Origin of the sequence: Aliagarivorans marinus DSM 23064, assembly GCF_000429485.1 — a bacterium.
Classification (GTDB): domain Bacteria; phylum Pseudomonadota; class Gammaproteobacteria; order Enterobacterales; family Celerinatantimonadaceae; genus Aliagarivorans; species Aliagarivorans marinus.
The window spans coordinates 239,742-261,190 of sequence record NZ_KE386908.1 but is presented as its reverse complement, the minus strand read 5'-3'; the positions used below and the strand labels follow the sequence as shown (position 1 = coordinate 261,190).

Here is a 21,449-nt window from a genome sequence, read left to right as displayed (position 1 = left end):
CAATCATCACGCCAGGATCAACTGATGGCCGCCAAAAAGCCCGAAAACATGAGCTTCGAAGAAAACCTCAACGAACTTGAACAGATTGTCTCGCAACTCGAGCAAGGAGAGCTCAGTCTCGAACAAGCACTGAAAAGTTTTGAACGAGGTATCAGTCTGGCCAATGCCAGTCAGAGTAAACTGAACACCGCCCAACAGCAGATCAAGATACTTCGTCAGGGACAAGCCGGCGAAGACTTAGCCCCATTCGAACAGGAGTAATCTGTGCACGCCTCTCTCGCTGACGCCCTCGGTGCCTACCAGCAGCGGATCAACGACTATTTGGCTGAGCAGCTAACACGCCAGCCAGACCTAGAACCGCGCCTAAAATCCGCCATGCATCACGGCCTGTTGCTGGGTGGTAAGCGGGTGCGCCCGGCGCTGGTATATATGGTGGGAGAGTTAGCGGGACTGGAGCTGACCTATTTAGACCCGGTTGCGGCAGCAGTCGAGGCGATCCATGCCTATTCGCTGATCCACGACGACTTGCCCGCGATGGACGACGACGAGCTGCGCCGCGGCCAGCCGACCTGTCACATCGCCTTCGATGAAGCCACGGCAATTTTGGCCGGCGACGCCCTGCAAAGCTTTGCCTTTGAGCAGCTAAGCCAAGCGCCCCTGAGCGCTGAGCTGCGCATTGAGCTGGTTGCCACCTTAAGCAAAGCCGCTGGCTATGCGGGCATGGTGGGTGGTCAGGCCTTGGATATGGCCGCCACCGAGCAGCAGGTTAGCCTGGAAGCTTTGGAGCAGATACACCGCCATAAAACTGGTGCGCTAATCAGTGCCGCGGTTGCCATGGGGGCGATCAGTGCTGATTTGCCAGCGGACCAGCGTGCAGCCTTGCTGCGTTACTCACAAGCGATTGGGCTGGCATTCCAGGTGCAAGACGATATTCTGGATCTGACTTCCGATACCGAAACCTTAGGCAAACCCCAAGGTTCCGATGCAGAGCTCCAGAAAAGCACCTATCCTGCTCTACTAGGACTGGATGGCGCGCGCGATAAAGCCCAGAGTTTGCGGGCTGTGGCGCTTCAAGCTTTAGAGACTTTGCCCTACAATAGCGCCATGCTCGCCGAATTGGCCGATTACATCGTATACCGCGATAAGTAAGCAAAAATCACAGTAAGAGCCATATCTCAATTTATGACACTGGACATTAAGCATTACCCGCTGCTCGCCGAGGTGGATTACCCGGAGCAACTTAGAAAACTATCTAAACAACAACTCCCAGAGCTGTGTGAGGAGTTGCGCCGTTATTTGCTCAACAGTGTTAGCCAATCCAGTGGCCACTTGGCATCAGGCTTGGGTGCGGTCGAGCTGACCGTGGCCCTACACTATGTCTACGACACGCCGTTTGACAAGCTGGTATGGGATGTTGGCCACCAGGCCTACCCACATAAAATTCTCACCGGCCGCCGCGAGCGTATGTCGACCATTCGCCAGCTCGATGGCCTGCACCCCTTCCCGTGGCGCGACGAAAGTGAGTACGACGTGCTGAGCGTAGGCCACTCGTCGACCTCGATTGGTGCCGCTTTGGGTATGGCCATCGCTGCGCAAAAAGAAGGCGAAGGGCGCAAGGTTGCCGCAGTCATTGGCGATGGCGCGATGACCGCCGGGATGGCCTTTGAGGCGCTTAACCATGCCGGTGATATCCATAACGACATGCTAGTCATCCTCAATGACAATGAGATGTCGATTTCCGAGAACGTTGGCGCACTGAACAACTCTCTGGCCAATATCCTCTCGGGCAGCTTGTACTCAAACCTGCGCGAAGGCAGCAAGAAGGTACTCAGCGGCATGCCGCCACTGAAAGAGCTGGCCAAACGCACCGAAGAGCACCTCAAAGGCATGGTGGTGCCGGGCACCCTGTTTGAAGAATTCGGTTTTAACTACATCGGCCCCATCGATGGCCACGATGTAAAAGGTCTGGTCAAAACATTGAAGAACATGCGCAGCCTGAAAGGGCCGCAGCTACTGCATGTGATGACCAAAAAAGGCAAGGGCTATGCCCCCGCCGAACAAGACCCGATTGGCTACCACGCGGTATCCAAGTTCGATCCAAGCAAGCATGACCTGCCAAAGGCCAAAGCCACTGCTCCCACCTTCTCCAAGGTATTTGGCGACTGGCTGTGCGATATGGCGTCCCAAGATGAGAAGCTGATGGCGGTGACCCCGGCCATGCGCGAAGGCTCAGGCATGGTGCGCTTCTCCAAAGAGTACCCACAGCAATACTTTGATGTGGCGATTGCCGAGCAACATGCGGTGACCTTTGCCGCTGGCTTAGCAATTGGTGGCTATCACCCGGTGGTGGCGATCTACTCTACCTTCTTGCAACGCGCCTACGATCAGCTGATCCACGATGTAGCGATCCAGAACCTGCCAGTGCTGTTCGCCATTGACCGTGCGGGCGTGGTGGGCGCCGATGGGCAAACCCACCAAGGGGCCTTTGACTTAAGCTACCTGCGACCAATTCCTAACCTGACGATTATGTGTCCGGCGGATGAGAACGAGTGTCGCCAGATGCTGTTCACTGGCCATCAGATGACTACGCCCGCCGCGGTGCGCTACCCTCGCGGCGGTGCGGATAACACCCCTATCGAGCAAGCGATGCAGGCACTGGAAATCGGCAAGGCGCGGGTGCTACGCGAAGGCTCTCAGCTGGCCATCCTTAGCTTTGGCACCCTGCTCACCGAAGCGCGTAACGCAGCCGAACAGCTCGATGCCACCTTGGTGGATATGCGCTTTGTGAAGCCTTTGGATGAGGCCTTGCTTGTTCAGTTGGCGCAAAGCCACAGCCTCTTTATCAGCGTGGAAGACAATGCGGTGATGGGCGGTGCAGGCTCTGCGGTAGCGGAGTTTATCCTCGAGCAAGGCTTAGCAGTGAAGTTTAAGGCCCTCGGCCTGCCGGATCGTTTTGTCGAACAGGGCACGCAAGCGCAGATCCACGCGCGTTTAGGCCTTGATACTGCTGGTATCACCGCCACTGCCCGCGCCTTTAGCGCGCCCAGCCACTCTACCCCACTGAAAGTTAAAGCCGACTAGTCAGCCTTGTCCGCTGCGCTAGCTTGGCGCAGCGACAGCTTATCGAAATGCGGATAGGCCATGGCAAAACCGACCGGGCCCAAACTCACCTCAGCGCTGGCAGCCCACAGCCGCTGCTCCCAGTATAGAGGGACCAGCAGGGCGTCATCATAGAGCTGCTCTTCGAGCTGTCGCATCAGTAAGTCACGCTCCGCTGAGCGCCATTCAGCCTCAGCAGCGCGCAGCAACACCTCGCCGCGCTCACTAACATAGGGCCCACAGCGGCCTACATGAGGATAGAGGCTGTCACTCACCTTCATGGTCCGCATCAAGGTCATTACATCGCCTGAGAGGCTGTGGCGTGACACCAACGCCATATCGTAGCGACAACTCTCCAACGCTTGCACATAGCCACTATCATCTAGCCATTCGACCTGCAGTTCGAAGCCGGTTCTAAGCAGCATCTTTTGCAGTTGTCCGGCCAATCGCCGGTACTTCTCTTGATAGCTTTGCGGCAAGATCAGCGTTAAGCGGGTACCATCGGGCACCTCTGCCTCTTCCAGCAGTTGGTTGGCGACTATGGGGTTGTAACGCGGCGTCAGGCTCTTGTTGTAACTGGGAAAGGCTGGATCGCTAAGCTGGGTGGCAGTATCGGCCATCGGCCCCATCGACTCTGCCAAGGCCTGATTGTTAATAGCAAAGTTGAGCGCTTGGCGCACCGACACCTGCTCAATATAAGGTCTGCGAGGATTGAGCTGAATTGCGGTCCAGTCTTGGCCGTTAACCGGGTGCAGTAACACATGCTGTTTTTCGTTAAACAGGTGGGCGTACTCCAGCGGAACATGGTCGACCAAGTGCACATCGTCGGAGAACAAGCTGGCAACGCGGGCTTCTTTGTTGGCAATCGGGATCAAGCTGAGCTGTTCGACATTGCCGCTGATCCCGCCCCAGTACTGGGGGTTTTGCTCAAAGCGTGCATGCAGGTTTTGCAGGTAGTCGCTGAGCATAAACGGGCCAGTGCCAGACAGGCGCTGCGCCGCGTTCGGCACAAACTGGCTATCGGCCGGAAACAGAAAACTCAGCCTGACAAACAGCATTGAGAAGGGATAGTCGGTAACCACCACAAAGTCGCGCTCATTCAGGGCTTCAATCGTGGTAATCGGTGACCACCAGCGCTCAAAGTTGGGCGAGGCTTTGAGCTGCTCAAAGGTCCAGGCAACATCGGCGCTGGTCAGGGGATTTCCGGAGTGAAACTTCACGCCTTCGCGCAGGCGAAAACGGTAGCGGGTGGGCGACTCAGCCTGCCAGCTCTCCACCAGCCGCGGCTCCAGCTTGCCTTCGGTATCAAAGCGAAACAATGAGTCGAAGGCTAGGTTTCCAATCAGCAAACTGCCGGGCACACTGGGGTCGACCACCGGATGAATCGCCAAGGGATAGGCGGTGCCCCAAACGAGTTGTTCGGCCTTGGGGGAAAAGCTGCATAGAAGGGGCAGCAGCAGCGCAAACAGTTGTGATCTCACCCGGTTCTCCCTGTGTTAAGACCGCGCAAGCTTACCATATTCGCCAGCGGGCTAAACAGGGCACAGTCTCCACTGGTAATAAAAAAGCGAGCCTTAGTAGAGGGCTCGCTTTGGTTGTTACAGGGGTAAGTAGAGCGCTTAGAGCCGCCCTTCTTCCCGAGCAAAACAGGCCACCTGAGTGCCAGACTCGTTCACCAACTGCGGCTGCTGCTGGGCACAACGCTCGTTGGCGTAGCGGCAACGGGCGTGGAAGGCACAGCCTTGTGGAGGGTTGAGCGGCGATGGCAGCTCGCCCTGCAGCTTGATCTTCTCGCGGCGGTGGGCCGGGTCAAGACGCGGAGTACTGGAGAGCAACGCTTGGGTATAGGGATGCTTGGGATCGTTAAAGATCGCCTCACAGCTGCCATACTCCACCGCTTTGCCCAGATACATCACCATCACTTCATCGGCGATGTGCTCCACCACTGACAAATCGTGGGAGATAAAGATGTAGCTCAGCCCCATCTCCTGTTGCAGATCCATCATCAGGTTCAGTACCTGAGCCTGTACCGATACGTCCAGTGCCGATACCGGCTCATCGGCCACCACCACCTGAGGGTCGAGCATCAGGCCGCGGGCAATTGCAATACGCTGGCGCTGACCGCCGGAGAACATATGCGGGTAGCGGTCGTAGTGCTCCGGACGCAGCCCCACCTTGGCCAGCATATCCAGCGCCTTTTGCTTGCGCGCATGCTTGCTCAAGCTGGTGTTGATCACCAAGGGCTCTTCCAAGATGGTGCCCACCTTCTTTCGCGGGTTGAGCGAGCCGTAGGGGTTTTGGAAGATAATCTGGATCTTCTGGCGCAGCACCTTGGCCGCTTCCGCGCCGAGGCCCAGCACGTCTTGGCCATCGAAGCGCAGCTCGCCGGCAGTGGGCTGCTCAATCATGGTCAGAACCCGAGCCAGGGTGGATTTACCACAGCCCGACTCCCCTACTACGGCCAGAGTCTTGCCTTTATCCAGGTTAAAACTGACGCCATCGAGGGCCTTCACATTGGCCTCGGGCTTCATAAAGCCGGTTTTCACCTGATAGTGTTTCTTAATATCCACCACACTCAGCAAGGATTCCACCTGCCCAGCTGCGGTCGATGATGTTAACTTCGCTTCACTCATGCTGCGGGTTTTCCTTGCAAATCGAGGGGGGTAAAACAGCGCACCTGACGCAGGCTATCGCCACTTACCATGGGCACTTCACGCTGACAACGCTCGCTGGCATAAGGACAACGCGGCGCTAACATACAGCCCTTAGGCCGGTCGAAGGCACCGGGTACTACACCGGGCAGCGCTTCAAGGCGCTCTTTACCCTGAGAGGACTCAGGCAGTGAACGCAGCAAGGCTTGGGTGTAGGGGTGGCGCGGAGTTGAGAAGATCTCTTCCGCCGGGCCCGTTTCCACCACCTGACCTGCATACATCACGATCACCCGGTCGGCGGCTTCGGCCACCAAGGCCAGGTCGTGAGTAATCAGCACCAGCCCCATGTTCTTCTCGCGTTGCAGCTCGAGCAGCAGGTCCACGATCTGTGCCTGAATGGTCACATCCAAGGCAGTGGTTGGCTCATCGGCAATCAGCAGTTTCGGGTCGCAGGCAATTGCCATGGCGATCATCACTCGTTGGCTCATCCCGCCGGATAACTGATGCGGATAGGCTTTGAGGCGTGAAGTTGGGTCAGGAATGCCCACTTGCTCAAGCAGCTCAATAGCCCGCTCGCGACGCCATTTCTTGCTGCCGCCTTGGTGGATCTTGAGTGCTTCAGTGATTTGGAACTCAACGGTATAGCACGGGTTAAGGCTCGACATCGGCTCTTGGAAGATCATTGCGATATCGGCACCGGTTAGCGCACGGCGCTTTTTCACCGGCATCGACAGCAGATCCTGACCATCAAAGGTCAGCCCTTCGGCTTTTACGTGGCCGGGGTATTCAATCAAGCCCATGATCGACAGCGAGCTCACACTCTTACCCGAGCCACTCTCACCAACAATACCCACCACTTCGCCTTTTTCCACGCTGTAGCTGACTTGGTCAACCGCGCGGAAAGGATTCGGTCCGTCACCAAACTCGACGCTGAGCGTGTTTACTTCTAATAAGGCCATCAGCGTCCTCCTATTGTTTTAGTTTGGGGTCGAGGGCATCACGCAGGCCATCACCCATCAGGTTAAAGGCCAGTACGGTCAGCAGGATGACCAAGCCGGGGAAGGTCACCACCCACCAAGCGCGTTGCACAAACTGCAGCGCATCGGCCAGCATAGAGCCCCACTCCGGTGTAGGTGGCTGAGCACCTAAGCCCAAGAAGCCCAGTGCCGCCATATCCAGGATGGCATTGGAAAAGCCGAGGGTGGCTTGCACGATCAGCGGCGCTAAACAGTTCGGCAAGATAGTGATAAACATCAGGCGCAGGTGCGAAGCACCAGCTACCCGCGAGGACACCACGTAGTCTTTGCTTAGCTCGGCAATGGTCGAGGCGCGGGTTAAGCGCACGTAGTGTGGCAAGGAGACGATCGCAATCGCCATCGAGGCATTGATCAAGCTTGGGCCCAAGATGGCCACAATCGCAATCGCCAGCAGCAGGCTGGGCATCGCCAGCATAATGTCTACCGCACGCATAATTGCGGTATCGACGGCGCCTTGGAAGTAACCGGCAACCAGACCGAGCAAAATGCCCATGCCCAGTGACAAGGTGACCACCAAGCAGCCGATAAACAGCGACAGGCGCGCACCATGCATCAGTCGCGATAAGATATCGCGGCCCACATCATCGGTGCCAAGCACATAGGTCCAGCTGCCGCCCTCAACCCAGGCCGGCGGCATCAGCAGCGCATCACGGTACTGCTCAATCGGCGAGTGCGGCGCCAGCCAGTTGGCCGATAGCGCCACGATAATCATGGTGACAATAAACACCAAGCCAATTACCGCACCGGTGTTGGCAGAGAAGTAGCTCCAGAACTCCTGCAGCGGAGTCTGTGGCTGAGGCCCAACTTGTTCGGGGCTCAGCGTTTCGGTATTAGTAGAATCTGACATATCGCCCCCTACTTGTTGTGTCTGATGCGCGGGTTCACCACGCCATAGAGGATGTCGACGATCAGATTGACCACAATAATAATGGTCGCCACCATCATGATGCCGCCCTGTACTACGGGGTAATCGCGGCGGGCGATACTCTCAATCAGCCACTTGCCGATGCCCGGCCAGGCAAAGATCGTCTCAGTCAGGATCGCACCAGACAGCAAGATGCCGACCTGCAAGCCGATCACCGTAATCACCGGGATCAAGGCGTTACGTAGGGCATGCACCACAATCACCCGCAATGGCGCCATGCCTTTGGAGCGCGCGGTACGAATATAGTCTTCGCTGAGCACTTCCAGCATCGACGAACGGGTCATTCGGGCTATCACCGCCATCGGAATGGTGCCCAACACAATACTTGGCAACACCAAGTGGTGCAGCGCAGAGGCAAACGCCCCCTCTTCACCCGAGAGCAGGGTGTCGATCAACATAAAGCCGGTGACTTCATCAATCCAATAGGTCACATCGAGCCGCCCGGAGACCGGGGTCCAGCCGAGGTTAACCGAGAACACCAGCATCAATAGCAGCGCCCACCAGAAGATCGGCATGGAGTAGCCTGTGAGCGAAAAGGTCATCACTGAGTGGTCGAATATCGACCCTCGTTTGACTGCCGCGATAATCCCCGCAGGCAGCCCCACCAGCACTGCAAACAGCGCGGCACAGGTCGCCAGTTCCACGGTTGCCGGGAACAGGCTGGCAAATTCTTCCATTACAGGCGTTTTGGTGATCAAGGACTTACCCAAGTCACCATGGAAAATATTGACCACGTAGTCTTTGTATTGGATCAGCAGCGGTTGATCCAAACCTAACTCAGCGCGCAGCTGGGCATGTCGCTCAGGCGACACCCCGCGTTCACCGGCCATCACCTCAATCGGGTCACCGGGAATCAGGCGAATCAGGGTAAAGGTCAATAAAGTAATACCGATGAAGGTCGGTACCACCAACATCAGCTTTTTAAATATAAATTGAAACATAGGAGTGCTTGTCAGCGAATATAGGGGGCAGCGAGCTGCCCCCTGTCTTCACACTAGTCTTTGAGTGAAACTTCATAGAAGTGGTGACCGCCCAGAGGGTCGATCTTGAAGCCTTGTACTTCTTTACGTACTGGCTTGTATACCACTGAGTGGGCAACGGTTACCCAAGGCGCTTGCTCTTTGAATACCAGCTGTGCTTCTTCATACAGCTTGGCACGCTCGCCTTGGTCGCTGATCTGCTTGGCTTTTTCTAGCAGGTCACTGAAGGTTTCGTTACACCACATTGCACGGTTACCACCGCCTACTGCATCACAGCTCAGCAGTACTGACAGGAAGTTATCCGGGTCACCATTGTCACCGGTCCAACCCAGCAGTACGGTGTCGTGTTGACCTTCTTTAGAACGCTTGAGGTACTCACCCCATTCGTAGCTAACGATCTCTGCGTCTACGCCCACTTTGGCCCAGTCAGCCTGAATGATTTCCGCCATACGACGGGCATTCGGGTTGTAAGGACGCTGTACTGGCATCGCCCAGATGTTGGTCTTCAGGTCGGTAACACCCGCTTCGGCCAGCATCGCTTTGGCTTTCTCTGGATCGTATGGGTAGTCAACGGTCGCATCGTTGTAAGACCAAATTGTCGGTGGCAGTGGGTTCTTGGCAACTTTACCTGCGCCTTGGAATACCGCGTCGATAATCGCTTGCTTGTTCAGGGCCAGGTTAAGGGCTTGACGAACACGTACGTCATCAAACGGTTTTTTCTGGGTGTTGAATGCCAGGTAGCCCACGTTCAGACCTTCCTGACTCATCAGGTTGATCTCGCTGTCTTCGGCCATTTGCGCCACGTCAGCAGGGTTTGGATATGGCATTACATGACACTCGCCAGCTTTTAGCTTGGCGTAGCGTACTGAGGCATCCGGGGTGATAGAGAATACCAGACGGTCAATCTGAGGTGCGCCCTTCCAGTAATCTTGGTTACCCAAATAACGAATGATTGAATCTTTTTGGTACTGCACTTTTTGGAACGGACCGGTGCCCACAGGGTCTAGGTCCAGTTTCTCAGGGGTACCAGCAGCGAGTAGCGCGTCGGCTTGCTCGGCAGAGAAGATAGAAGCAAAGTCCATCGCCAGGTTGGCGATAAACGGCGCTTCAGGCTTGCTCAGTACGAACTTAACGGTGTAGTCGTCAACCTTAACCACTTCCTTAACCAGCTCAGGCATGCCCATGCCGTTGTAGTACTCGTAAGAGCCACCAGAGATTTTGTGGTAAGGATGTTCTGGGTCGTCCTGACGCAAGAAGCTGAACACTACGTCATCGGCATTGAAGTCACGGGTCGGCTTAAAGCCTTTCTTCTGAGAGTGGAACTTCACGCCTTTGCGCAGATGGAAGGTGTATTCCAGGCCATCTTCAGATACTTCCCAAGACTCAGCCAGACCCGGCTCAACATTGGTGGTACCAACTTCAAACTCAACCAGACGGTTAAAGATGGTTTTTGAAGAGGCATCAAAGGTGGTGCCGGCGGTGTAAAGAGATGGGTTAAAGCCTTCAGGGCTACCCTCTGAACAGAAAACGAAGGTCTGTGCTTGGGCGCTCATCGCGAAAGCACTGGCCGCCAAAGCCAGAGACAGCTTGGTCAGTCCTTTTTTCATTGTGTTTCTCCGTAATGACATCGTGTCGTATGCGATTATCTATCGCATTCCATATGTTGTAGTTTGCGTGTTCCGTGCACTACTTGCTAAGCGAAAGCCCGAGATCAAAGCCTTGATCGATAGCAATATTTATTCAAACACCGCTTAGCAGGATACGCTACTGCGAGGGTTAAATTAGTATTTTTAACTGAAAATGTCTAGCTTCTCTGCTGCTTTAAGCTAATGAGCGTAGCTTTGAAGAGATAAAATATGAAAGTGAATTCATATTTTTCATATAACTATTCATTTTGTATGGCAAATAGAATGGCATAAGCTCAGCATGATTTGGGGGAATGCTGAGCTTGTCAGGCAGGATTGTCTGGTCGGGCCGGAATCAGCCCAGAAGGTGCAGAATTAAATGCAAGCTGGCGCAGGCAAATACCCCCGCCAACACATCGTCGAGCATAATGCCTAAGCCGCCATCCACTTTCTTGTCGATGGCCTTGATTGGCCATGGCTTGAGTACGTCAAAAAAGCGGAATAGCACAAAGCCCAGCAGCAAATTGGTCCAGCTAAAGGGCACCCACAGCATGGTGATCCAAAAGCCGACAAACTCGTCCCACACAATGGCGCCATGATCGTGTACCCCCATGGCATCGGTGGCTTTTTGACAGCAGACGATGCCAAACCAAGTAGTCAGTGCCAGCACCAACAAGTACCAAGGAGTACTCAGCTGGGCAATCAGGAAGTAAGGCAGAATGGCTGCCACGGTACCGAAGGTGCCGGGCGCCTTGGGCGCTAAGCCGCTGCCAAACCCCACGGCGCTAAGGTGCCAAAGGTTGCTTAGGTTAAGGGCTTTTAGGGCGGCGCGAGGGCTCTCTGACATAGTACTCTTCACTCGAATTAGGGGTCTTAGCGCCAACTCACAATCAGGACTCGAAATGGTTCCAGCTGCTCGTCTCTAACTGATAGCGCTTGTTGTTCAGTTGCAGGTTCACTTCTCCGCTGCCCACTCCCACCGTGCCAATACAGTGGTACGGCACACCGCTAAACGACAAGGCGGTTTCAATCTGCCCGCGGTTGGCTTCCGGTACGGTAAAGCACAGCTCGTAATCTTCACCACCGGTCAGCGCGAAATGAATTGCCTGCTCCACCGAGACCAGCTCGCGCATCAAGTCAGAGAGCGGCAAGCGCTCCAGCTCCAGATTGGCACTGCAATTGCTGCGCTTGAGGATATGACCGAGATCGCCCAGCAGGCCATCGGAGATATCGATGGTGGCACTGGCCACATCGCGCAGACCATAACTGGCCAACACCCGAGGCTGAGGGTAGTAGTGGCGCTCAATCAGCAGATACCGAGCACTTTCACTCAGCGATAGCCGCTGCTGCAAGGCTGCAAATCCCAGTGCCGAGTCGCCCAGCGTACCGGTCACGTAGATGCCATCGCCAGCCGCTGCGCCATGGCGGGTCAGCGCCTTACCCAGCGGCACCACGCCATGTACAGTCACCGTGATGCTCAGCGGCCCGCGGGTGGTATCACCGCCTACCAAGCTAACGTTGTAGAACTCGGCCAGCTCAAAGAAGCCACGGCTGAACTCGCTCAGCCACTGCTCGTCCACCTCGGGCAAGGTCAAGGCCAGCGTTACCCAGCGCGGCTCTGCACCCATCGCGGCGAGATCGCTGAGGTTAACCGCTAAAGACTTATGTCCAAGGGCGTGGGCAGGAATATCGGGGAGAAAATGGATGCCTTCCACCAAGGTGTCGGTGGACACCACCAGATGATGGTTATCTGGTGGCGTTAGCAGCGCCGCGTCATCACCAATACCGAGGGCGATATCGGCGCGTTGCTCTTCACGGGTAAAGAAGCGTTCGATGAGCGAGAACTCATCGAGGGGGACGCTGCTCATATTAGTTTGGTTTTGACTTAAGATCTTGCAGGCGCAGAACCTTGTCCATCACGCCGTTAATGAACTTATGGCTGTCTTCTGCGGCAAACGACTTAGCCAGTTCGATGGCTTCGTTGATTACCACTTTCGGTGGAATGCCATCAACCATCAGCAGTTCATACATGCCGATACGCAGGATAGCGTGCTCAACCATGTCCAGCTCTTCAAGCTTGCGAGACAGCGATGAAGCCATCGCTTGGTCGAGTTTGTTGGCATTGGCAGCCACACCGGCGATCAGCAATGAGAAGTAAGGCACGTCGGCCTTGCTCATGTCGTGATCGGTCATGAACTGGTGTTCAATGTTGGCGATATTGTCGTTGGTCATCTGCCACTGATAGATCGCCTGAGTAGCAAATTGACGGGCCTTGCGGCGCTCAGCTGGTTTCACTGGAGTCTCCTCAATTAGGCGTCAAGCTGTGGTACGAGATTGATCATCTCCAAGGCACTCAGTGCAGCTTCCGTACCCTTGTTACCCATCTTGGTGCCGGCACGCTCAATGGCTTGCTCGATAGACTCGGTGGTCAATACACCAAAGGTAATTGGCACGTTGTACTCCATCATTACTTGCGCCAGGCCTTTGTGACATTCGTTAGATACGATCTCGAAGTGGTAAGTACCACCACGGATAACGGTTCCCAGAGTGATAATGGCATCGTAGTTACCGCTGGCTGCCAAACGCTTGGCGGCTAGTGGGATCTCTACCGCGCCCGGTACGCGAACAACGGTGATGTTATCTTCGCTCACTGAACCTTGACGAGTCAGGGTGTCAACCGCACCAGACAGCAGGCTTTCGTTAATAAAGCTGTTGAAACGGGCGATTACAATGGCGACCTTCGCATGGGGGGCCGCAAGACTAGCTTCGATTACCTTCATATTCTGCTCTGTTATCATATTCGCTTAGTTACGCACTAATACTAGTTATTCGATAAAAACGCGCCATTCTATCACAAGCTTGGCGCGATGGTTGAGTTTCTGTTAGTGGCTGCTTAGCAGCCGTCGCAATCGATGTACTCGACCACTTCCAGACCAAAGCCCGACAGCGCATGGTAGCGCTTCGGTGAGCTAAGCAGGCGCATCTTGCCCACGCCCAAGTCGGCCAGAATCTGCGAGCCTACACCGACGGTGCGCGAGACCGGCTCGGCGCCTTTGGCCTTGATGGTGTCGCCACGGTCTGCCCGGGCAAAGGCTTTAACCTGCTCAATCAGCGCATCGGCGCTGTCATCGGTGCTCAGCAGCACCAGCACGCCCTTCTCATTGGCGATCTTTTTTAGCGCTTGGTCCAACGGCCAGCTCATCTTACCAAGGCGGTCACTGCCCAGCAGGTCACTAAACGGGTTGTGTAGGTGCACCCGCACCGCGGTGGCTTGGTCAGCTTGCACCTCACCAGCCTGCATCACGAAATGCACCTTGTTGTCGATGGTGTCACGGTAGGTGATCAGCTTGAAATCGCCATGGCGAGTTGGCATCTGACACTCAGCAACCCGCTCAATGGTGGTTTCGTGCAGATTGCGGTATTCAATCAGATCGGCAATGGTGCCCATCTTCAGGCCATGCTCGGCACAGAACTTTTCCAGGTCCGGGCGGCGGGCCATGGTGCCATCGGGGTTGAGGATCTCAACAATCACCCCGCAAGGCTCACGACCGGCCAGACGCGCTAAATCGACACCCGCTTCGGTATGGCCAGCGCGGTTCAATACCCCGCCTTCTTTAGCCATTAGCGGGAAGATATGGCCCGGCATCACGATGTCAGCTGGCTTGGCATTCACCGAAGCGGCCACCTGTACGGTGCGTGCACGGTCGGCTGCCGAGATACCGGTGGTCACCCCGGTGGACGCTTCAATCGAGACGGTAAAGCTGGTTTGGAACTGCTCGGTGTTCTTTTCCACCATCAGCGGTAGCTTGAGCTGCTCACAGCGCGCCTGAGTCATCGGCATGCAGATCAGACCGCGGCCATAGGTGGCCATAAAGTTGATCGCCTCCGGCGTGACCAGATCCGCGGCCATAATCAGATCGCCTTCATTTTCGCGATCTTCGTCATCCATTAACACCACCATTTTACCTTGGCGGATGTCCTCAATAATCTCTTCTATGCTACTAAGCGCCATAGTTCACCTGTGTTGTAGGCTGATTTATCTAAAGAAGCCGTGTTGAGCTAAAAACTGTTTATCGATGCCACCGCTGGCCGGTGCATCGGGCTGCGCAGGAAACTGCATCAAACGCTCCAGATAACGCGCCAATACGTCGACCTCGATATTCACCGGGTCACCTTGGCGCCACTGGACGATGGTAGTTTGCTCCGCGCTGTGCGGAATAATGGTTAGCCGGAACAAATCGCCGTCTAACTGGTTCACGGTCAGGCTGATACCATCCACCGTGATGGAGCCTTTGTGGGCAATGTAGCGCTGCAGCTCGGCCGGTGGCTTAATCCACAAATCGATGGCGCGCGCCTGTTTTTCGATGCGCGCCACGGTTGCCACGCCATCCACGTGACCGCTAACGATATGGCCGCCAAAACGCGAGCTGGCCAGCATCGCCTTTTCCAGATTGACCTTAGCGCCCACCTTGAGTTTGGACAGGGCACTTTGCGCGATGGTCTCGTGGGACACGTCAGCCACAAAGCTTTCGGCATCAAAGCGGACCACAGTCAGACATACGCCGTTGACAGCGATACTGTCGCCGAGCCTGACATCGCCCATATCCAGCTCAGGGCAGCTGATCGACAGGGCGATATCTCCACCCACCCGACGCATCTCGCTGATCTGGCCACAGGCCTCAATAATTCCGGTAAACATGTCGCGTTGCTCTAATACTCTATTCGGTTAAACCCACTTAGCTAAGTAGGCATGCATTGGGCCAAGGGCCTTTTAAGCTAGCTGCGTTGCCGCCAGGTGGTCTTGATATCCGGGCCGACCACCCGTTGCTCGCAAAGCTGCCAGCGGCTCAGTCTGGCCATCTCGGTATACCCCTGCAAGGCAAACAGTGGCAGAGCATCTTGCCCCATCAATACACCCGCTTGGTAGCTAATCAGCTGATCCACCAGCTCGGCGTCTAACAGCGCGGCCGCCAGGGCTGCGCCTGCTTCCACCCACAAATCGTTGATCTCATGTGTGCTCAGCAGCTGCATCGCCCGCATCAGCCAGTTGTCACCGGCTGGGACTATCAGTTGCTTAACCTTGGCGCTCATCTCGGCGGGCAGCGCCTGCTCAGCATAGCTTAGTAGCCACACCTCGCCGGGGCTGTTGAACAACTTAAGTTCACTTCCCGCCTGCGCCAGTCGCCCCTGGCGGTCGATGATCACCCGCACCGGCTGACGCAGCGACTGCTCTGAGTAGTGCTCGCGCAAAGAGCCCAGCTCGCCATGTCTGACATTGAGCGAGGCGTCATCGCGGATCACCGTCGCGGCGGTAGAAAGAATCGCATGGCTGCAAGCGCGCTCGCGCTGCACATCTTGGCGCGCCAAGTTGCCGGTTATCCATTTACTTTCGCCATTGGCCAGCGCAGTTCGACCATCGATGGAGCAGGCCAGTTTTAGCTTAACTTGGGGACGCGCTCGCTCAACCCGACTTAAAAAACCGGGGTTAAGGGCCCGGGCCGCATCGGACATTAGCCCGCTGCGCACCGCAATTCCCGCTTCTTGCAGTATCGCCACACCCTTTCCGGCCACCAGCGGGTTGGGATCAACCATTGCCATCACCACCTCGGCCACTTGTTCAGCCGCAAGCGTTCGCGCACAAGAAGGGGTTCGGCCTTGGTGAGCACAGGGCTCAAGGGTGACGTAACAGGTGGCGCCTTGCAGTGAATGGCCCTTGGCTTTGGCATCAGCGATGGCATTGACCTCGGCATGGCCTTCGCCGGCCTTACGGTGGAAGCCCTCGCCTAATAGCTGCCCATCACGGACAATCACACAGCCCACATTGGGATTAGGTGCGGTGGTGTAGCGACCCCGTTTAGCGAGTTGGATGGCGCGGGCCATCCAGCGACAATCTTGGGCGGAAAACTCGGCCATTACTTCTCCAGCTTGGCAATCTCTTCGCCAAACTCTCGGATATCCTCGAAGCTGCGATATACCGAGGCAAAGCGCACGTAAGCGACTTTATCCAGCGCTTTGAGCTGTTCCATCACCAGATTACCAATAAGGCCAGTTTCCACCTCGCGCTCACCGGTTGCCCGCAGTGCAGACTTGATCTTGTTGACGCACTGCTCGACGTCATCGACGCTAACCGGGCGTTTCTCCAACGCTCGCATCATCCCGGCGCGCATCTTCTCTTCGTTGAAGGGCTCACGGGTACCGTTGCCTTTAATTACCCGCGGCATTACCAGTTCGGCGATCTCGAAGGTGGTAAAGCGCTCATGACATTCCAGACACTCTCGACGGCGACGGATCTGATGGCCATCAGCGACCAATCGCGAATCGATTACTTTGGTTTCGTGTGCGGCACAGAAAGGACAATACATCAGGGGTACCCACTAGTGAATATGTCGGAATTTTAGCTGGTTAGCGGGGGGCGACACAACTTCCGCCGCTGCTAAATCAGAAATTACGGAGAAAACGCGCCGCTTAACGGCGGCGAGTTGCCGTCACGATGGTTCAAAGACCGCGGTTACGCTGGCTGCGCATCGGCAGCCTTGCGGCAAGTTAGCTTAGGTGATGGCGACAACTGCCACACTGCCCCAGACGATTACCTGGATAAACAGCAGTCGCTTGGCATTACTTAAAGGATTCATTACACACTCCATCAGAGTTGTCGGTCAGATCGCGCCAAGCCCTTGAGGTTGCGCAGAGTCTAACTGACCTGTTATTCAATCCTTTGATCTCAAGCAATCTAGATGCCAGTATTGACGATTATTTCAACACCGCACTTCCTTTTGCAAATACTAAAAAAGGAGGCATAGCCTCCTATATTCAGACCGTCTTACCGACGGAAAAGTTTCAAACTGGTTTTATTTGTAAACCGGGTAGCGTTTACACAGTTCCAAAACTTGCTGTTTCACACGGTCGATTGTCGCGTCATCTTCCAGATTGTCCAGAACATCACACATCCACGAGGCCAGCTGTTGAACCGCTGCAACGTCCAGACCACGGCGAGTGATCGCTGGCGTACCAATACGCAGACCAGAGGTCACAAACGGTGAACGCGGGTCGTTCGGTACCGAGTTCTTGTTCACAGTGATGTTGGCACGGCCAAGGGCAGCATCAGCATCTTTACCGGTGATGTCTTTATCGATCAGGTCGACCAAGAACAGGTGGTTGTCGGTGCCGTTAGAGACGATCTTGTAACCGCGCTCTTGCATGACTGCTACCATCGCTTTGGCGTTGTCGATAACCGCTTGCTGGTAGGTCTTAAACTCAGGCTCCATGGCTTCTTTAAAGGCCACGGCTTTAGCAGCAATCACGTGCATCAGAGGGCCACCCTGACCGCCCGGGAATACCGCAGAGTTCAGTTTCTTCTCGATCTCTTCATTGGCGCGCGCCAAGATCAAGCCACCACGAGGACCCGCTAGGGTTTTGTGAGTAGTAGTGGTAACCACGTCAGCCACCGGTACTGGGTTTGGATAAAGGCCAGCAGCCACCAAGCCAGCAATGTGCGCCATATCGACAAACAGGTAAGCACCCACTTTATCCGCGATATCACGGAAGGCCTGCCAGTCAAGAATACCCGAGTAAGCGGAGAAGCCAGCGATGATCATCTTCGGCTTGTGCTCAAGGGCCAGACGCTCAACCTCGGCGTAATCCACTTTGCCAGTCTCTGGGTCGATACCGTATTGAACGGCGTTGTAGATCTTACCGGAGAAGCTCACTGAGGCGCCGTGGGTCAGGTGGCCACCGTGGGCCAAGCTCATACCTAATACGGTATCGCCGGCGTTCAGTAGTGCCATGTATACGGCTGAGTTAGCTTGCGAGCCAGAGTGTGGCTGCACGTTGGCATAGTCGGCACCGAACAGCTGCTTAGCACGCTCGATAGCCAGGAATTCCGCTTTATCGACATACTCACAACCGCCGTAGTAGCGTTTGCCCGGGTAGCCTTCAGCGTATTTATTGGTCAGCAGAGAGCCCTGCGCTTCCATTACTCGTGGGCTGGTGTAGTTCTCTGAAGCAATCAGCTCGATGTGTTCTTCTTGGCGAACCGTCTCATCGGTCATCGCCTGCCATAGTTCGGCATCGTAATCGGCAATATTCAAATCACGCTTTAACATCAGTCTCTCCTGTACCTGTAAATCATGTTGGTGGGTGATGAAGCAGGGATTCTACCCCAGTTACCCAGATAACTCAGCCCCAATGTGAAAATAAAGTTGCAACTAAAAAAGCCTGACTAAGGTTTGAATTCGTTAGACTTAAACAGCGCACCTTTTGCAGGAGTCCTCAATGAAACCTTTGCTCGCCTTTAGCCTGAGTTGTGGCCTCTGCCTGGGCTGCAGTCAGATAGCCGATCCCGCGAACTCCGCCTCCCCCAGCGACGCCCCCATAAAGGAGCAACCAGCACCAGAGCTTGCTCATTACTATCAATACCGGCTCTATAGCACTGCCGATCAACGCCAGTTAACTACAGAGCAGGCCGCCGCTGAGTTATCCGATCATCAGGTAGTGATCTTGGGCGAGCTACACGGCCACCCAGCGATTCATCTGGCGCAGATGCAGCTGTTGGTGGGGTTGACAGCCCCACAGCCAGATTGGGTATTGGCGATGGAGCAGTTCAGCCGCAACCATCAAGCCACCGTCGACAGCTATCTACGTGGTGAGATAGGTGAGGCGTGGTTCCGCCACGAAGCCGATGCCTGGGGCAACTACCCATCTAGCTACCGCCCTTTGGTAGAGTTTGCTAAAGCACAACGCCAGCCCGTCATTGCGGCCAATGCACCAACACTGGCGACCCGCTGTGTGGGACAACATGGGCTCGATTACTTAGACACGCTAAGCGATGAGCAGCGGGCGTGGGTGGCCTCTGAGTTTTTCATGGACGATGAAGCGTATCGCAGCCGCTTGCTGGGCAACGGCCATCATGGCGGCGAGCCAAACGATCAAAGCCAAGAGCGTCACTTTCAGGCCATGCTGGTGTGGGACGAGACCATGGCCGAATCGGTGGTAAGGCAAGCCGAGCAGCATTCATTGGTGGTACTCACCGTGGGCAACTTCCACAGCGATTATCGCCAAGGTACGTATGCACGGGTTAAATGGCGTGATCCAAGCCTATCGATTGCCAGCGTAGTGGTGGTCACTGAGCAAGAATTCCGCGAGTTGAATCTAGCCCAGCGGCAACTGCGGGGTGAATACTTACTGGTGGTGAAGGCCTTGCCTATTCAATATGTCGACCCGCAACGGCAATTTCAGCAATGGGGACATATTTCACACAATACTGCGAACTGTCAGCTCGATGCCCAGCCCACGGCACTCGAATGAGCAAACCTTTAGTGTTTATCTAATCAATATCAAAGCAACCACACTGAAAATGTTGGTTTTTTCGTCACTTTTGCCATGCAAAGGCTTGCAGTCAAGAATGAATACGCCATAATCATTACTGCGACTCACAGAGTAATTGCAAATCGGAACATAATCATACGCTTGTTTGCATGATCACAATGAAGGACATCCACATGAAAAAGTTTTTAGTTGCTGGCGCCATCGCTTCTACTGTTGTTTTGGCTGGTTGTAGTAACACTACCGCGCTGGAAAACGAAGTAAGCACCCTACAAGGTCAAGTTGACGCACTTTCTAGCGAAGTTGCAGCTCTACGTGCTGAGCACAGCTCTATCAAGGGCGACGTAGACGCAGCTCAAGCTACTGCTGACAAAGCTCTGTCTGCAGCTATGCGTGCTAACGAGCGCATTGACAACATGGCATCTAGCTCTTTCTCTAAATAAGAAAAGCTGCGATGTAAAAAAGCGATGCCTTGGCATCGCTTTTTGTTGTCTGCACATCAGCCCCGCAAGTCTCTATCCTTGGGCGCCCACCTCAAACACAATACCTTGCTGCTGTCTAAGCAGTTGATTAACCAAGCGACTGTCCACCCCATCTTGTGAGATAAACTGCACCTGCTCGCGGCTAAGGCGCAGGTTGCTCGGCTCGCTACGTTCCTCTTCGCTGCGGTTCAGCGGCTCGTGGATCTCCAGCATCATCCGACCATCGGGCTCGTTGGCGTATTTAACCGGCTGATTGATGATCTTCACCGGCGTGCCAACCCCCACCTGACCAAATACATACTCAATATGTTCTGGGAACAAGCGGATACAGCCGGCGCTCACCCGCAGGCCCACCCCAAAACTTTGATTGGTGCCATGGATCAGGTACTCGCCCCGCCCGTAAGCCAGACGCATCGCAAACAGGCCGAGTGGGTTATCCGGACCGGGTGGGACTTTCCATGGCAGTGGCTCACCGCGCGCGGCATACTCATCGCGGGTTTTCTGGGTCGGTACCCAACTGGGATTCTCGCGCATCTGGCTGATGTGGGTGGTCATCTCGGGGGTGGCTCGGCCAATTCGACCAATACCAATCGGGAAGACATCCACCTCACCGGCGTCTGGGCGGTACAAATACAAGCGCAGCTCAGCGAGGTTGATGACGATGCCTTCGCGAGGCTCATCGGGTAATAGCAGCTGGGTGGGAATCAGTAGGGTATTACCTGCACCGGGCACAAAGGGGTCGATACCGGGGTTGGCGGCGAGCAGGTGTAAAAAGCCCACTTCATAGCGCTCGGCGATCATCGCCATGTTTTCGCCTGACTCGACGATATGCTGCTGGTTATAGCCGACCACTCGAGACGCATCGTCCGGTAGCTGGTAGGTGAGAGCAAAAACGGAAGTGCTTAAAAATGCTAGCGCACTAGCGACGAACTTTAACATTGGATCAAGTGAGCTGGTTGATACATGCCACCAACATAGCACTGTCGCCCGCCACTGTTAAGTCGGGTGTGTTAGATGATCCCAGCAACGCCAACTAGGTAGGTGAGTGCGCCCCAGATAAATACGATCAAACTAAGCCAGTGAAATCCCATGTTGTCCCCTAAAATTCTTCCTGAATCGGTAGCTTCCTTCCCTGCTACCTCAATTGTTTACTACCCCTTATGAGTTAGGGTTCTGGCAAAAGTTCTCTTAACAGCGAAAAAAATTTGTTTAGCGAACAAAAAATGTGCTGCAGCTCAAAGCTTATGGGGGTTTTCTCACCACTCACGCGGTAAAGAGGCTGTAAAGCGGCCACTTACTCAGTATGATTGGCGGCAAATTTCCGGCAGC

Annotated in this window: 21 protein-coding genes; 5 read left to right on the top strand and 16 right to left on the bottom strand. The window is 55.1% G+C overall.

Going from position 1 to position 21,449, the window contains the following annotated elements; all coding sequences use genetic code 11:
* The first annotated feature begins 24 nt into the window (after positions 1-24).
* Genes G461_RS0118795 through dxs form a run of 3 tightly spaced genes read left to right on the top strand, consistent with a single transcriptional unit; the run spans position 25 to position 3,081 of the window.
* Entirely contained in the window at positions 25-261 is a 237-nt protein-coding gene (locus G461_RS0118795) for an exodeoxyribonuclease VII small subunit (RefSeq protein ID WP_026958486.1), read from the top strand.
* Positions 262-264: 3 nt separating this feature from the next.
* Entirely contained in the window at positions 265-1,149 is an 885-nt protein-coding gene (gene ispA / locus G461_RS0118790; protein ID WP_026972998.1) for a (2E,6E)-farnesyl diphosphate synthase, read from the top strand.
* Between the two features lie 33 nt (positions 1,150-1,182).
* Positions 1,183-3,081 carry a 1-deoxy-D-xylulose-5-phosphate synthase gene (gene dxs, locus G461_RS24835; RefSeq protein ID WP_051333692.1) on the top strand — a complete coding sequence of 633 codons (1,899 nt, stop codon included), beginning with the start codon at positions 1,183-1,185 and terminating at the stop codon, positions 3,079-3,081.
* Here dxs and G461_RS0118780 read toward each other — a convergent pair.
* From G461_RS0118780 to glyA, 15 genes are all read right to left on the bottom strand, one after another.
* The gene (locus G461_RS0118780; protein WP_026972997.1) at positions 3,078-4,580 is read right to left on the bottom strand and encodes an ABC transporter substrate-binding protein; all 1,503 of its coding nucleotides are present in this window, start codon (positions 4,578-4,580) and stop codon (positions 3,078-3,080) included. The two genes, dxs and G461_RS0118780, sit on opposite strands and share 4 nt — an antisense overlap.
* 138 nt (positions 4,581-4,718) lie before the next feature.
* Positions 4,719-5,732, bottom strand: a complete 1,014-nt coding sequence (locus G461_RS0118775) for a peptide ABC transporter ATP-binding protein (protein ID WP_035480709.1) — start codon at positions 5,730-5,732, stop codon at positions 4,719-4,721.
* Complete coding sequence (gene dppD, locus G461_RS0118770) at positions 5,729-6,709, bottom strand: dipeptide ABC transporter ATP-binding protein (RefSeq protein ID WP_026972995.1); 981 nt, start codon at positions 6,707-6,709, stop codon at positions 5,729-5,731. The genes G461_RS0118775 and dppD overlap by 4 nt, the downstream gene beginning before the upstream one ends.
* Before the next feature lie 10 nt (positions 6,710-6,719).
* Positions 6,720-7,634, bottom strand: a complete 915-nt coding sequence (gene dppC, locus G461_RS0118765; protein ID WP_035480706.1) for a dipeptide ABC transporter permease DppC — start codon at positions 7,632-7,634, stop codon at positions 6,720-6,722.
* An 8-nt stretch (positions 7,635-7,642) separates the two neighbouring features.
* A complete protein-coding gene (locus G461_RS0118760) occupies positions 7,643-8,653 on the bottom strand; it encodes an ABC transporter permease subunit (RefSeq protein ID WP_026958480.1) in 1,011 nt (336 codons plus the stop codon).
* A gap of 53 nt (positions 8,654-8,706) precedes the next feature.
* Complete coding sequence (locus tag G461_RS0118755; RefSeq protein ID WP_026972993.1) at positions 8,707-10,299, bottom strand: ABC transporter substrate-binding protein; 1,593 nt, start codon at positions 10,297-10,299, stop codon at positions 8,707-8,709.
* A gap of 373 nt (positions 10,300-10,672) precedes the next feature.
* The gene (locus G461_RS0118750; RefSeq protein WP_026972992.1) at positions 10,673-11,164 is read right to left on the bottom strand and encodes a phosphatidylglycerophosphatase A family protein; all 492 of its coding nucleotides are present in this window, start codon (positions 11,162-11,164) and stop codon (positions 10,673-10,675) included.
* 43 nt (positions 11,165-11,207) lie between these two features.
* The gene (gene thiL / locus G461_RS0118745; protein ID WP_026972991.1) at positions 11,208-12,185 is read right to left on the bottom strand and encodes a thiamine-phosphate kinase; all 978 of its coding nucleotides are present in this window, start codon (positions 12,183-12,185) and stop codon (positions 11,208-11,210) included.
* A gap of 1 nt (position 12,186) precedes the next feature.
* A complete protein-coding gene (gene nusB / locus G461_RS0118740; protein ID WP_026958476.1) occupies positions 12,187-12,612 on the bottom strand; it encodes a transcription antitermination factor NusB in 426 nt (141 codons plus the stop codon).
* Between the two features lie 14 nt (positions 12,613-12,626).
* A complete protein-coding gene (ribH, locus tag G461_RS0118735; RefSeq protein ID WP_026958475.1) occupies positions 12,627-13,097 on the bottom strand; it encodes a 6,7-dimethyl-8-ribityllumazine synthase in 471 nt (156 codons plus the stop codon).
* A 113-nt stretch (positions 13,098-13,210) separates the two neighbouring features.
* Positions 13,211-14,329: a bifunctional 3,4-dihydroxy-2-butanone-4-phosphate synthase/GTP cyclohydrolase II gene (ribBA, locus tag G461_RS0118730; protein ID WP_026972990.1), complete on the bottom strand. Its 1,119-nt coding sequence runs from the start codon at positions 14,327-14,329 to the stop codon at positions 13,211-13,213.
* A 24-nt stretch (positions 14,330-14,353) separates the two neighbouring features.
* Positions 14,354-15,016: a riboflavin synthase gene (locus tag G461_RS0118725; RefSeq protein ID WP_026972989.1), complete on the bottom strand. Its 663-nt coding sequence runs from the start codon at positions 15,014-15,016 to the stop codon at positions 14,354-14,356.
* Positions 15,017-15,093: 77 nt separating this feature from the next.
* Positions 15,094-16,230, bottom strand: coding sequence for a bifunctional diaminohydroxyphosphoribosylaminopyrimidine deaminase/5-amino-6-(5-phosphoribosylamino)uracil reductase RibD (ribD, locus tag G461_RS0118720; RefSeq protein WP_026972988.1), 1,137 nt, complete (start codon positions 16,228-16,230; stop codon positions 15,094-15,096).
* Positions 16,230-16,679: a transcriptional regulator NrdR gene (nrdR, locus tag G461_RS0118715; protein WP_026958471.1), complete on the bottom strand. Its 450-nt coding sequence runs from the start codon at positions 16,677-16,679 to the stop codon at positions 16,230-16,232. Before nrdR ends, ribD begins: the two co-directional genes overlap by 1 nt.
* 486 nt (positions 16,680-17,165) lie before the next feature.
* Positions 17,166-18,419 (bottom strand): serine hydroxymethyltransferase, encoded by a 1,254-nt coding sequence (glyA, locus tag G461_RS0118705; RefSeq protein WP_026958470.1) that lies wholly within the window; start codon positions 18,417-18,419, stop codon positions 17,166-17,168.
* Positions 18,420-18,588: 169 nt separating this feature from the next.
* On the opposite strand from glyA, the gene G461_RS24830 reads away from it, so the two are divergent.
* Together G461_RS24830 and G461_RS0118695 are read left to right on the top strand one after the other, a co-directional pair.
* Positions 18,589-19,620, top strand: coding sequence for a ChaN family lipoprotein (locus G461_RS24830; RefSeq protein ID WP_051333691.1), 1,032 nt, complete (start codon positions 18,589-18,591; stop codon positions 19,618-19,620).
* A 194-nt stretch (positions 19,621-19,814) separates the two neighbouring features.
* Positions 19,815-20,081, top strand: coding sequence for an Lpp/OprI family alanine-zipper lipoprotein (locus tag G461_RS0118695; RefSeq protein ID WP_026958469.1), 267 nt, complete (start codon positions 19,815-19,817; stop codon positions 20,079-20,081).
* A gap of 72 nt (positions 20,082-20,153) precedes the next feature.
* Here the strand turns inward: G461_RS0118695 and G461_RS24825 are convergent, their stop codons facing one another.
* A complete protein-coding gene (locus G461_RS24825; RefSeq protein ID WP_035480703.1) occupies positions 20,154-21,059 on the bottom strand; it encodes a L,D-transpeptidase family protein in 906 nt (301 codons plus the stop codon).
* Positions 21,060-21,449 lie beyond the last annotated feature (390 nt).